Origin of the sequence: Marinobacter alkalisoli, assembly GCF_045449795.1 — a bacterium.
In the GTDB taxonomy this organism is placed as follows: Bacteria; Pseudomonadota; Gammaproteobacteria; order Pseudomonadales; family Oleiphilaceae; genus Marinobacter.
In genome coordinates, this window is the sequence record NZ_JBJJLB010000032.1 from 10,870 (window position 1) to 23,731 (window position 12,862).

A 12,862-nucleotide genomic window follows, 5' to 3' on the forward strand; every position below is an offset into this window, starting at 1 on the left:
AGCATGCGCACACTGATTCTTGCGGCCATGGACCGCAGCCGCACCAGTCTTCTGACCCTGACCTTCCTCATTCTTGGGGGCATTGCGGCTTTCTATAGTATTCCCAAGGAAGCCAACCCGGATGTCACCATTCCGATGATCTATGTCTCCATGACACTGGAGGGGATCAGCCCGGAAGACGGCGAGCGCTTGCTGGTGCGGCCGATGGAGCAGGAGCTGCGCTCACTGGAAGGCGTCAAGGAAATGAAAGGGACGGCCTCGGAAGGGCACGCCTCGGTGATGCTGGAATTTGATGCCGGCTTCGATCCTGACAAGGCCCTTCAGGACGTGCGGGAGAAAGTCGATACTGCCCGCGCGAAGATCCCCCAGGAAGCGGATGAGCCCCGGGTGAATGAAATCAACGTATCCCTGTTCCCGGTGCTGTCGGTCGGGCTTTCCGGCCCATTGTCGGAGCGGGAGCTGATCACCATTGCACGGCGGCTGCAGGATGCCATTGAGGGTATTCCGGAAGTGCTGGAAGTGGACATCGGCGGCGACCGGGAAGACCTGCTGGAGGTGGTGGTGGACCCCCAGGTGCTGGAAAGCTACGGGGTTGATTTCGACCAGCTGGCCACCCTGGTTTCCCGCAACAACCAGCTGGTGGCAGCCGGCAGCCTGGATACTGGCGCCGGGCGGATGGCGATGAAAGTACCCGGGGTGATCGAGAACATTGAAGATGTGATGTCCATGCCGATCAAGGTGGACGGCAACACGGTGGTCACCTTTGGCGACGTGGCCATGTTGCAGCGCACCTTCAAGGACCCGACCGGATTTGCCCGCATCAATGGTGAGCCCGCGCTGGTGCTGGAAGTCTCCAAACGGGCAGGCGCCAACATCATCGAAACCATTGCCCAGGTCCGGGGGCTGATCGAGGCGGCGGACTCTGAACTGCCGGAGGAGCTGGATGTTCGCTACATCATGGATCAGTCCACGGAAGTCCGCGACATCCTCAGCGACCTCCTGAACAACGTACTGACCGCCATCGTACTGGTCATCATTGTGGTCATCGCCGCCATGGGGCCGCGTTCGGCGGTACTGGTGGGTCTGACCATCCCCGGTGCATTCCTGACTGGCATCCTGGTGATCTGGGGCATGGGGCTGACCCTCAATATCGTTGTTCTGTTCAGCCTGATCCTGGTCGCCGGCATGCTGGTGGATGGCGCCATCGTGGTATCGGAACTGGCGGACAGAAACCTGTCGGAAGGGTTGGGCGTCCGGTCCGCCTGGGCGGAGGCGGCAAGTCGTATGGCCTGGCCGATCATTGCGTCCACCGCAACCACCCTGGCGGTATTTGCGCCGTTGCTGTTCTGGCCGGGCGTGGTGGGTGAGTTCATGAAGTTCCTGCCCACCACGGTGATTATCTGCCTGGCGGCCTCGCTGCTGATGGCGCTGGTGTTCCTGCCGGTACTGGGGGCTGTCAGTGGCGGCAAGCGGGCCCGGCAGTCCATGGGCGGCGGCGCCATGATGGCCGGCTACCGCAAGGTGCTGGCCACTTTACTGGGCCGTCCCGGCCTGACACTGCTGGGCGTGCTGGGGCTGATTATTGTGATTTATGCCGGCTATGCGAAGTTCAACTACGGCGTGGAATTTTTCCCCAGTGTGGAGCCTGACTCTGCCCAGGTGCAGGTCCGGGCCCGGGGAGACCTGTCAATATGGGAGCGGGACAGTATCGTCCGCGAGGTAGAGGAACGGCTGCAGGGCATGCCGGAGGTCAAGGCGCTTTATGCCCGTTCGATGGTGAGTGCGGGCAATCAGATGGCTCCGGACGTGGTAGGGGTGTTGCAGTTCCAGTTTACCGACTGGTTCACCCGGCGGCCCGCAAACGAGATTCTGGAGGATTTTCGGGCGCGTACCGAGGACATCCCCGGAATTGAGCTGGAGTTCCGCAAGCAGGAGGGCGGTCCGGCGGATGGCAAGCCGGTGGAGCTGAAAGTGAGCAGCATGGACAGTGAAAAGCTCAACAGCTACGTGGACCAGATTCAGGACCGCATGTCCGCCATGAGCGGTTTTGTGGATATTGAAGACGACCGAAGCCTGCCGGGCATTGAATGGCAGTTGCAGGTGGATCGTGAATCGGCGGCCCGCTTTGGTACCGATGTTCTGAGTGTCGGCAGCGCCGTGCGATTGATCACCAACGGCCTGATCCTGGCAACGTACCGGCCGGAGGACGTGCGGGACGAAGTGGACATCGCGGTGCGGGTGCCGAACAACTGGCGCGAACTGGACCAGTTCCAGCGCCAGACCATCCACACCAGTCGAGGTCAGGCGCCGTTGTCGGAGTTTGTGTCCCTGGAACCGGGGCAGAAGACCGGCAGCATTGTCCGGGTGGATGGTCAGCGCACGGTGACCATCAAATCGGATATTGAGCCCGGTCGCCGAGTGGATGAATTGCTGCGCAGCCTGCAGGCGGACATGCCGGAGCCACCGGAAGGTGTGACCGTTCAGGTGGCAGGGGAAAACCAGGACCAGCAGCAGGCGGCCAACTTTCTGACCACTGCCTTCCTGGTAGCCATCGCGCTGATGTTGTTGATACTGGTGACCCAGTTCAATTCCCTATACCAGACTTTCCTGATCCTGTCTGCGATTGTGCTTTCCACGGCAGGGGTCCTGCTGGGACTGCTGCTGAATGGTCAGTCGTTTGGCATTGTCATGGTGGGCATGGGGATCATTGCCCTGGCCGGGATTGTGGTGAACAACAACATCATCCTGATCGACACCTACAATCAAATGCGAAAGAGCGGCCTTGAGGCCTTCGAAGCAGCACTGGAAACCGGTTGTCTGCGTTTGCGGCCGGTATTGCTGACGGCGGTCACCACGGTGCTGGGCCTGATGCCCATGGTGCTGGGCGTCAACGTGGATTTGCTGACCCCGTCCCTCGGCATCGGGGCGCCATCCACCCAGTGGTGGACCCAGCTGTCCAGTGCCATTGCCGGCGGCCTGACCTTTGCGACCATCCTGACCTTGCTATTGACCCCGGCGCTGCTGGTTCTGGGTGACCGGGTGGGGCACAGGGTCAGGGGGATCATCAGACGATGACGTTTGAGCACAACCCCCTGACGGAACTGTATCGGGATGCCCAACTGCTGGTGGTGCACAAACCGGCGGGCCTGCTGGTGCACCGGAGCCCCATCGACCGGCATGAAACTGAGTTCGCCCTGCAGTATGCGCGGGCGTTGAACGGCGGGGAGCATGTGTACCCGGTGCATCGGCTGGATCGGCCGACTTCCGGGGTGCTGGTGTTTGCCCGTGATCCGGAGGCGGCGAGGCAACTGGGCCTGCAAATGATGGCGGGTGAGGTGACCAAGACCTATCTGGCCGTGGTGCGTGGCTGGCCCCCGGAGCAAGGTGTGATTGATCACCCCCTGAAAGAGGAACCTGAAGACCGGCGTCTGAAGGGCCAGGACCAACCGGTTCGAGACGCGTTGACCTACTATCGGCGGCTGGCCACCACCGAAATTCCTGTGGCCGTGGAAACCTACCCCACCAGCCGTTACGCCGTGGTGGAGCTGGAACCGAAAACCGGCCGGAAACACCAGCTACGACGGCACATGAAGCACATCAGTCATCCCATCATTGGTGATGCCAATCATGGGCGCGGTCGCCATAATCGATATTTCGCCAAGCGCTTTGGTGAGGGCCGGCTGTTACTGGCCGCTACCGGCATTGCCTTTGCACACCCGGCCACGGGCACAATGATGAGCATCCGCTGCCCGCTGGAGCAGAGCTTTATCCGGGCGCTTGAGCTGTTCCCCGGATTTTGTGATCAGCGCGACAGCGCATTCAGTGGCCTGGAAGGACATTCAGCGTAACTCAGCCGAAAAATAACGTTCCATCAGTTCAGGGAAGGGCAGGGGCTTGCTGTATAGATAGCCCTGGAGAAAGTCGCATCCCTTTTCAATCAGCCATTGTTCGTGGGCCTCGGTCTCTACGCCCTCGGCCACCACTGACAGCCCCAGCCCGCGGGCCAGGCCGATAATGGAAAGGGTGATCGCACAGTCGTTTTCGTCATCGGGAAGGTGATTGATAAACGACCGGTCGATTTTGATATGAGAGAACGGCAGTCCCTTCAGTCGTGCCAGTGAGGAATAACCGGTACCAAAGTCATCAATGGCGAGCTTTGCGCCGTCATTGACCAGAGTTTCCAGCACGCCCGCTAAATTGTTGAAATCCCCCTGAATGGAGTCTTCGGTGACTTCAAACTGCAATGCACTGACCGGCATCCGTTGCTTGGCGCATATTTCTTTTATGCGGTCAGGCAGGTCGATGGTCAGCACCTGTTCGGCAGACAGGTTGACCGAGATGATGGGGAGCTTAATGCCCGCTGAGTCTGCTTTGGCCCAGTCTTCACAAACCCTGCGCAGTACGCATTCGCCCAGGGCGTACATCAGGTCACTGCCGCGGGCAATGTCCAGGAACTCTATGGGAGACAACCATCCCCGCTGCGGGTGATTCCAGCGTACCAGGGCTTCCATGCAGACCATCTTTTCTCCCGATTGGTCCACAATGGGCTGGTAGAACACATCCAGGGCGTCACTGCTGATGGCTGCCCGCAACTCTCGCTCCAGGGCGAATCTCGACTGGGCGCTGACCTGGATGGCGGAATCAAAAACGGTGGCCCGTGCCCGGCCGAGGTTTTTGGCGTGGTACATGGCGGCTTCCGCGCCTCGCAGCAGTTCCTGTGGTTCCAGGCAATCTTCCGGGAGATGGCAGATGCCCAGGCTGGCACTGATGTTCAGGGATTGACCCGCCACCCGTATGGGTTGCCCTATGGCCATAAGGATGCGGTCTGTCGTGTCGTTCAGGACGTCTGCCTGGGTGTGGTGACGGATCAGTATTGCAAACTCGTCGCCGCCGATGCGAGCCAGCAGGTCCTTGCCCTCAAGACGCAGTGCCTTGAGACGCTGACCAATCTCCGCAATAACGCTGTCTCCGGCCTGCGGTCCCAGGCCGTCGTTTATGGCTTTCAGGCGGTCCACGTCGACCCAGATCAGCGCCAGGCTGCCGGTTTTACGCCGCTGGATTTTTTCCGCCAGGTGAATCACCCGATTTTTCAGGGAATCAATATTGGCGAGCCCGGTGAGTGTGTCGAACCGGGAGATGAAATCCAGCGCTCTTTTTGAGTTAATCCAGGCTTCGTGGGTGTTGATAAGACTGATGGTGTCGGCAATGGATATGGCAAATGAGAGCTCCGGAAGTGTCCATTCCCTCGGATGACAGGCTTCCAGGCACACCACGCCGCTCAGGCGGGACCCATCGAATACCGGAGCATCGAGCATGGAGTGAATCCCGACCGATGGCAGGTAATCCGAGTTGAAGCTGGCGGTTCGGGAATCGTTGCGCGCGTCATTGACCGCCAGAATCCGTTCCTCGACGATGGCCTGAAAATAGCTTGGATGGTCAGAGCGATAGAGGCTGACCGGACTCAGGTCCTCTTCGTAAGAGGCGACGCTTTGCTGACGGGATTTTGGCTCATGGCGCTGGTCATACAGGCATTCGCAGGTAATCCGGTCCCGCTCCGGGGGGAAATACCACACGCTCACCCTCTCCACCTCCAGCAGGCGTCCACAAAGGGCCGTTAACGCTGAAAGTTTGTGGTGTCTTTGTTGCCTGATAAAGCCGGAGTTGTGGCTTAACTCCATCAGGGCCTTGTGATAGCTCACAAAGGTAGAGTGTTCATGCATAGTAGAGAGAATATTCCTCCTCCAGGGAATACGCTAACTCTAGCAGAGTTTGTTCACCGCCGTGGCGACCCATCAGGTGAGCTGCAACCGGTAGGTTATTGTCGGTTTGCCCCATGGGAACAACGATCGCCGGGGCTCCGGTGGCGTTTGCCAGAGGCGTGAAACTGACATAGCGGGTGAGGCGCTCGAACAGGGTGTCAAAATCCTGCTCCGGGTTCAGGTAACCTATTTCCGGCGTGGTGTGACCGAGTGCCGGGGTCAGAATGGCGTCAAAACCGGCGACTGCCCTTGCGTAGTCATGGTAACTGCGGCGGAGCCGCCACAGGGTCGCCGGGAGCTTGTGGAGCTGCCGGCGGAACATTCTGTCGAGCCCCCTGGTCAGGCTGTCTACCCGGGATTTGTCGAATTCCGGATGCATCAGCTTCCGGCCGCTGGCCCGGACGCCAAACGCCAGCATGCCCCAGTAGCGGGCGAAGTCGTCCGGGAACGAAGACGCGATGGGCACATCCATCGGTACAACGCGGTGCCCCATGCCTTCCAGTAAACGTGCGGTATGCTCTACCGTCTCGCGGGTTGCCCTGTCAGTGGCATGATCGTTGATGGAATCCAGCACCAGGCCGATGGTCATGGAACGCTGCGACGGCCCCTCGACCATGCCGATTTCCGGCAGCTTGTGGTTGCGGTAGTGCTTTTCCGCCTCGGCGTAGAAGCGGGCGGTATCACGAACGCTGCGGGTCACCACGCCGTCACTGACGATATTGATGGGTAGGGATTTGGCCGCGTCATTATCCACCAGGCGGCCGCGGCTGGGTTTCAGGCCGATCAACCCACAGCAGGCAGCGGGTATCCGGATGGAGCCGCCACCGTCGTTAGCGTGGGCCAGAGGCACCACGCCGGCGGCCACCAGCGCGGCGGAGCCGCCGGACGAGGCGCCGGTGGAATAGGCGAGGTTCCAGGGATTTCGTGACGGTGGTGCGCTGGCGTGTTCGGTGGAAGCGTTGAAACCGAATTCCGGTAGTGTGCTCTTGCCGAGGCACACATAGCCCTGGGCCAACATCTGTTCGGCGAGCGGACTGGTTTTGGTCGCCACCCGGGATGGCACGGCTTCTGAACCATGGCGGGTCGGCATGCCCGCGACATCGGTGTTGTCCTTGATAAAGGTGGGAACCCCGTGGAAGAAGCCGCCGGTTGCCGTGCGCTTCCGGGCCTGGTCAAAGGCCTCATACGCGATGCCCTGAATAAACGGTTCAACCTGGCGTGCACGGGCGATGGCCGCAGCGGTAACGTCGGCCACAGACAGCTCGCCCCGGCGAATCAGGTCTGCCAGGCCGGTGGCATCGTGATGACCCAGGGCATCGTCCTGAAAGGCATGGATGCTGTCCGGCTGTTCCCGCATGGTCATTTTCTGGCGTCCTTGATGACATCGTAGGCGTGGCTGATTTCCCGTGTCCGTTCTTCAGCCATTTCCCGCATGCTTTCCGGAAGACCGCGCCCGGCCAGTTTGTCCGGGTGATTTTCACTCATCAGCTTGCGGTAGGCTTTCTTGATTTCTTCATCGCTGGCGGAGGGGGATACCCCAAGGGCCTTGTAGGCGTCGTCGACCTGTTGTGCCGATGAGGGGCGTGCACCGCCGGCCTGGCCGGCGTGGGCACCGCGAAGCATGGCTTCCAGTTGATCCACCTGGCTTTCCGGCAGTCCCAGCCCGCGAGCGATTCGCACCAGCATTTCATGCTCGGCGGGATGCACTACGCCATCGGCCGCGACTGCGGATACCTGCACCTGGAGAAACATCTGCAGCAATGCCGGCTGCCCGCCACTGATCCGCAGGAAGTGACTCAACTCGGCCTCCAGGTCGAAGTCCGGTTCCTTGCCCCGGTTGAAGGCGGCCTTGGCGGAGGCTTTTTGTTCTTCCGACAGCCGGAAGCGCACGAACAGGGATTCCGCCATCTGGATTTCATCCCGGCTGACAACGCCGTCGGCTTTACACAGGGCGCCCATGACGGCAAAAACCGAGTCCACGAAGCCCAATTGTATGTTCTGGAGCTTGCCCAGCAGGCGGCTTTTCAGGCGCTGCATGAGAAACGCGCCGAGGGCCGCGCCGATAAGAAAGCCGGGGAATTTGTCAAACGCGTACCCGATCAGACCACCAATTATGATTGCAAACAGCATGGATATCCCTTCAGAAACGATAGATCAGTCGCAAAGTATACGGGTTTTCAGTCAGTTTTCATGAACTGGCTTTCATCGACCTCATCAATTTGTTCCGGCCTAAGGTGTTGTTCTCCATAGCGCCGGTAGGTTCCGGAACGCACAAACAGCTCGAACACGGTCCGGTCGATATGGCCCTCCTCCACCATGCGCGACATGATGGTCAGAGCCTGAGTGAGGGTTTTGCCTTCCTTGTAGGGTCGGTCAACGGCCGTCAGCGCCTCGAACACATCGGCCACCGCCATAATGCGTTCGGGAATCCCCATCTCTTCACTGGTGAGCCTGCAGGGGTAGCCCTTACCATCCATTCGCTCATGATGGGTGCCGGCGAGGTGGGGCACATTGGCCAGTCGGTCGGGCAGGGGCAGAGTGTCGAGCATGCAGATGGTCTGGACGATGTGTTCGTTGATCTTGAAACGCTCTTCGTCCGTCAGGGTGCCTTTGGCAATTGTCAGGTTGTGGATTTCCCCCCGGTTGAACGCGTACTCGGGCAATTCCATATCAAAGCCCCAGCGGTTGCGGGGATCGTCCTTTTGCACCGGCGGCACCTGATCGCCCCATTCACGCAGATGTGATGGCTTGTCGGCCAGCAGCGTTTCGGTGGCCGGCAGGTTCTCCTCGGGGGCACCTTTCAGGGCCTGGCGCTCATCACTGGAAAGGCCGATACGGTCGCTGAAATGTCTCTGCCAGGGGCGCAGGGCAATGCTCCGGATACGGGCAATGTCGGCCTCGTCCATGAATTCGCCACCAATGTTGGCTTTGGCGATGAACGCGAACTCCTCCTGCAGGGTCTGCTGCATCTGATCCCGCTGCTGGCGGGCCTGGTCTGCGTCTTCTCCGTTCAGGATGGCGCTCAGGCAGGCGATTTCGGTATCCCGGTGAAGCACCTCGAAGCGGGTGCGGATGTCATGGATGCGATTGTGGATGGTTTCCAGTTTGACGGCTTTGTCCACCACGTATTCGGGGCTGGTGATCTTGCCGCAGTCGTGCAGCCAGGCGGCAAGGTGGAATTCGTAGCGTTGTTCTTCATTGAGCTGAAAATCGCGGAACGGCGCTTCGGTGCTTTTCTCTGCCTCATCAACCAGCATCTGGGCCAGCTTGGGGACCCGGTCACAATGGCCACCGGTGTAGGGTGACTTGGCGTCAATGGCGTTGGCCACCAGGCGGATAATGCCCTCCAGCAGGGCCTGCTGGCTCTCGATCAGCTCCCGGGTTTCAATGGCGACGGCGGCGGAGCCGGCTATCTCATCAACGAACACAATCAGATCGTCGCCGAGGTGGGTGTGATCCCCGTACTCCATTTCAATAACCATGGCGCCGATCAACTGTTTCCGACGGTTGCGGAGAATGGCGAACACCGGATGCCCGGGCAGGTGCTGGCGCAGGTGTCTGATGATGTCGCTGTCATCCGCATCGGTGGTCACAGCGGTAATGGTGGTCGGCAGATGGAGATCTCTGTCGACGGCAAGGGTCAGTTCGCTGTTTTGCCGGCTGAACAGGTAGATAGCGCCCCGGTTCTGGCCGACTATGTGAACAATCTGGTCGAGGATGTCGCGGAGCAGGGTATTCAGGTCCTGCCCCCGGTTCAGGACAGTGGCGATGTTCTGGAAACTGTGAATGGCACTGGCCATGTCGTCCAGCGCCACACTGAGTTGCCGGGCTTCACGGATATGGGAATCCACCTTGATCGGGGTATCAAAGCGGAAACGGGACAACGAACTGACCCGGTCGGTCAGTCGCTCCAGGGGCTTTCCGACGCGGCGGCCCAGCAGCCAGCCGATGATCAGCAACAGCAGGGCAATGGCTCCAGCCATTACCGTCTGTCGTGACAGGGCGCTCCAGACGTCGGCCAGCAGTTCGTCGGCGGGAATGGCGACCGCAATGGTCAGGCCTTCTCCGTCGAGCGACGCCAATGGTTCGGTCATGCCATACCAGTCACGGTCTGAGGAGGTGTAGCGGCTGACACCGTGATTTCCGTCTTCCGTTTGGGCATGGGCAATGGCATCTGCCAGCGCTGGATGAGGCAGGTTGTCGACCTGAACCGGCCCTGCCTCGGTGGTGTCGGTGCTGAGAGGCTGGTCAGTGTTGGAATAGGCCAGCACCGCCCCTTCATGATTCACTATGCCAATCCGGGTGCCCGGCGTGTGTCGCAGTTCGGCCAGTTGCTGGCTGAGATCCGATACGGTGACATCCACACCGAACACAGCGCCGTTGTCGCCGTCACCGGTGGCGCGGCGAGAGAGGGTCAACCCGGTCTCGCGGGTGGTGAAGAACACATAGGGGTCGGTTAGCTCAGTGACACCGGATTGCCTGGCCTGTTGATACCAGGGCCGGACCCGAGGGTCGAACTCATAGGTTTCGGGGTACTGGCGGGAGATCAGGGTCCGGTCCTGATCGTAGAAATTCCACTGGGGATCGCGATCGCCTTCGCTGCCCCGGGTGATGGTCTGTAGCAGGAACCGGGTATTCGGCGGTGCGTCGGGGAAGTGGGAAACTTCACTCTCGCGGACTTTTCGCAGCAGGAAGAAGTCGCCATCGCCGTACCCGGCATACACGGCGCTGACGATATCGCTGCTGGTCAGGATGTCCGCAATGACCGGTAAACGGGTCAGCCGTTGCTCCAGGTTGTCGGTCGCGGCGAGTGGGTCATGGCTGAGTACCGCGAGTGCCGCCGCCGGCGGTCCGGTGATGGCGCGGATGCGGTCATCGACGCTGACCGCCAGTTGTTTTGCGGTGGCGCTGGCGGCTGTGACCTTGGCTGATTCCATGCCGCGAAAACTCTGACCAACGAGTACAATGGTCAGAATGAGCATGCCCAGGGTAATCGCCGACGCAATCAGGAAAGCCAGGGAAACCTGGGCCGACTGGCGTTTGGCTGACATCAATGATCCTTGAAGGACAGGAAGAACGTATTCCGATAGTAGAAAGGTAGACCCTGAACTGCGTTTTTTCTTTGAATGTTATGAAAAAGTCTCTCTCTATAACTCCTGACCTGTTTGCCGGGGAGTTTCAGGACCCCTGGATAGATACCATTGCTGACGATGCGGTTGTCCTGCGGCATTTCGCACTGGAAAGGGAGGAAACGCTGCTGGCTGCCATTGCCGGTATTGCCGAAAAGGCGTCTTTCCGGAACATGCGAACACCGGGCGGTCATACCATGTCGGTGGCGATGACCTGTTGCGGGGAGTGGGGCTGGGTGACGGATACCTCGGGCTACCGCTACCAGCATTCCGATCCCGGCAGCGGCCAGCCGTGGCCAGCGATGCCGAAGGTGTTTCGGGATCTGGCGCGGGAGGCGGCAACTGGGGCGGGTTATCCCGGCTTTGAGCCGGATGCCTGTCTGATCAACCGTTACCAGCCCGGCGCTAAAATGGGCCTGCACCAGGACAAGGACGAGAAGGATTTCACCCAGCCCATCGTGTCGGTATCACTCGGGGTTCCGGCAACGTTTCAACTGGGTGGCGCCAGACGCCGCGACCGCCCGGTAAATACCACGCTGACCAGTGGTGATGTGGTGGTGTGGGGTCGCTCGGCCCGGATGAACTATCATGGGGTTCTTCGGCTCAAACCGGGACAGCATCCACTGACGGGGGAGCTCAGGTACAACCTCACTTTCCGGCGTGCCCTCTGACAAACGAAGTGTCGGTAATACTAAAGCAGCCAGGCAACGGCGAGCCCCGCCAGGAGAGATATCACCATGGGCGCTCCGACCAAAAGGCCCATTTCCTTCCCGCCAATGCTGCCGGACATGCCCGCCTTGACCAGGTTGTTCACTGCGGCGGCTATCACGATGCCGATGACGGCGGTAGGCATTGAAATCGCCTCAAGGGACATGCGGGTGAGCGACAGCGTGATGGCATCCACGTCGGCAATCCCCGAGGTGGCCGCAAGAACGAGTACGCCGGCTTCCCCGAACCAGTTCTGCAGATATTCCCCGAGCAGCAGGATAATCGTCAGCAGCAACCCGAACAGGAAGGCGGATTTTAGGTCCAGTGGGTTTTGGGTAAGTTCCGGTTGCGGTATGTCCAGGCGGTTTTCATGGCGTTTCCAGATCATCCATGCAGGGCCATAAAGCAGGACTGACATCACGATCACCGGCCACAGGAGCGAGGGCAGTAGTGCCGGGTTAATGAGTGCACAGTACGCCAGAATGCGTGGAAACATGGTACCGCAGGCGATCAGCGTACCGCTTGCAAACTGAGGGCTGAGATTGGGCGCCGTTGAAGCCTGACGTGCAAAGTGGAGCGTCAGCGCCGTGGATGAACTGAGGCCGGCAAACAGGCTGGTAAACAGAATGCCTTTGCTCATGCCGGCCAGCCGGATGGCGAAATAACCGACAAATGAAATGGACGCGATCAACACCACCAGCCACCAGATTTCGTAGGGGTTCAGTACGCCACCTGGCCCCATGCCTTCGTTGGGCAGTAGCGGCAACATGACCAGGGAAATCAGCAACAGCTTCAGGGCAGCATCCAGTTCGTGGGATTTCAGCCTGCTCAGCGCGTTGTGAATGGACTGCTTGTTGTCGAGAATGATGGCGGTAATAACCGCCGCTCCGACCGCAATGGCAGGGTCGACGGCTACGGCAATGGCGCCAAAACAGAATGTGAGGACCATGCCCACGGTGCCGGTAATGCTGAAGTCGCGAATATGTGCCATTCGTTCGCTATACGCCACCAGCGCCATAGCCACTACACTCGCCAGCAACACCGGAAACGCCCACTCGGTAACTTCCTCGGTCAATACCGCAGCAACGCCCCCCAAAAGCCCTATCAGGGCGAAGGTGCGTATACCTGCGATACGCTCCCCCGCTTTCCTTTCCCGAGCTCCCCAGCCTCTTTCGAGGCCAATGATGGCGCCCAGCAGCAAGGCAATGGCCAGATTGAGTGTGGTTTGGTTCGTGTCGAAGAATTGACTGGCTACGTCTTCCATCC

Annotated in this window: 8 protein-coding genes; 3 read left to right on the top strand and 5 right to left on the bottom strand. The window is 59.9% G+C overall.

What is annotated here, in order from left to right:
* Positions 1-3: 3 nt before the first annotated feature.
* Together ACJO3M_RS15190 and ACJO3M_RS15195 are read left to right on the top strand one after the other, a co-directional pair.
* Positions 4-3,075, top strand: coding sequence for an efflux RND transporter permease subunit (locus ACJO3M_RS15190; protein ID WP_407002233.1), 3,072 nt, complete (start codon positions 4-6; stop codon positions 3,073-3,075).
* The gene (locus ACJO3M_RS15195; RefSeq protein ID WP_407002234.1) at positions 3,072-3,848 is read left to right on the top strand and encodes a pseudouridine synthase; all 777 of its coding nucleotides are present in this window, start codon (positions 3,072-3,074) and stop codon (positions 3,846-3,848) included. The genes ACJO3M_RS15190 and ACJO3M_RS15195 overlap by 4 nt, the downstream gene beginning before the upstream one ends.
* Here the strand turns inward: ACJO3M_RS15195 and ACJO3M_RS15200 are convergent.
* From ACJO3M_RS15200 to ACJO3M_RS15215, 4 genes are read right to left on the bottom strand one after another with little or no spacing between them, the layout of a single operon-like run.
* Positions 3,840-5,720, bottom strand: a complete 1,881-nt coding sequence (locus ACJO3M_RS15200; RefSeq protein WP_407002235.1) for a sensor domain-containing phosphodiesterase — start codon at positions 5,718-5,720, stop codon at positions 3,840-3,842. The genes ACJO3M_RS15195 and ACJO3M_RS15200 overlap by 9 nt on opposite strands.
* A complete protein-coding gene (locus ACJO3M_RS15205) occupies positions 5,713-7,122 on the bottom strand; it encodes an amidase (RefSeq protein WP_407002236.1) in 1,410 nt (469 codons plus the stop codon). Before ACJO3M_RS15205 ends, ACJO3M_RS15200 begins: the two co-directional genes overlap by 8 nt.
* A complete protein-coding gene (gene djlA, locus ACJO3M_RS15210; protein WP_407002238.1) occupies positions 7,119-7,889 on the bottom strand; it encodes a co-chaperone DjlA in 771 nt (256 codons plus the stop codon). Before djlA ends, ACJO3M_RS15205 begins: the two co-directional genes overlap by 4 nt.
* A gap of 47 nt (positions 7,890-7,936) precedes the next feature.
* Positions 7,937-10,810 carry an HD domain-containing phosphohydrolase gene (locus ACJO3M_RS15215; RefSeq protein ID WP_407002239.1) on the bottom strand — a complete coding sequence of 958 codons (2,874 nt, stop codon included), beginning with the start codon at positions 10,808-10,810 and terminating at the stop codon, positions 7,937-7,939.
* 80 nt (positions 10,811-10,890) lie between these two features.
* On the opposite strand from ACJO3M_RS15215, the gene alkB reads away from it, so the two are divergent.
* A complete protein-coding gene (gene alkB / locus ACJO3M_RS15220) occupies positions 10,891-11,559 on the top strand; it encodes a DNA oxidative demethylase AlkB (RefSeq protein WP_407002241.1) in 669 nt (222 codons plus the stop codon).
* 20 nt (positions 11,560-11,579) lie between these two features.
* On the opposite strand, the gene ACJO3M_RS15225 is transcribed toward alkB, so the two are convergent.
* A complete protein-coding gene (locus ACJO3M_RS15225) occupies positions 11,580-12,860 on the bottom strand; it encodes an MgtC/SapB family protein (protein ID WP_407002242.1) in 1,281 nt (426 codons plus the stop codon).
* Between the last annotated feature and the right edge of the window lie 2 nt (positions 12,861-12,862).

What these genes read in the sequence shown, in the direction of transcription:
- ACJO3M_RS15190 (WP_407002233.1), top strand. Translation starts at nt 4, where the DNA reads ATGCGCACACTGATTCTTGCGGCCATGGACCGCAGCCGCACCAGTCTT.
- ACJO3M_RS15195 (WP_407002234.1), top strand. Translation starts at nt 3,072, where the DNA reads ATGACGTTTGAGCACAACCCCCTGACGGAACTGTATCGGGATGCCCAA.
- ACJO3M_RS15200 (WP_407002235.1), bottom strand. Translation starts at nt 5,720, where the DNA reads ATGCATGAACACTCTACCTTTGTGAGCTATCACAAGGCCCTGATGGAG.
- ACJO3M_RS15205 (WP_407002236.1), bottom strand. Translation starts at nt 7,122, where the DNA reads ATGACCATGCGGGAACAGCCGGACAGCATCCATGCCTTTCAGGACGAT.
- djlA (WP_407002238.1), bottom strand. Translation starts at nt 7,889, where the DNA reads ATGCTGTTTGCAATCATAATTGGTGGTCTGATCGGGTACGCGTTTGAC.
- ACJO3M_RS15215 (WP_407002239.1), bottom strand. Translation starts at nt 10,810, where the DNA reads ATGTCAGCCAAACGCCAGTCGGCCCAGGTTTCCCTGGCTTTCCTGATT.
- alkB (WP_407002241.1), top strand. Translation starts at nt 10,891, where the DNA reads ATGAAAAAGTCTCTCTCTATAACTCCTGACCTGTTTGCCGGGGAGTTT.
- ACJO3M_RS15225 (WP_407002242.1), bottom strand. Translation starts at nt 12,860, where the DNA reads ATGGAAGACGTAGCCAGTCAATTCTTCGACACGAACCAAACCACACTC.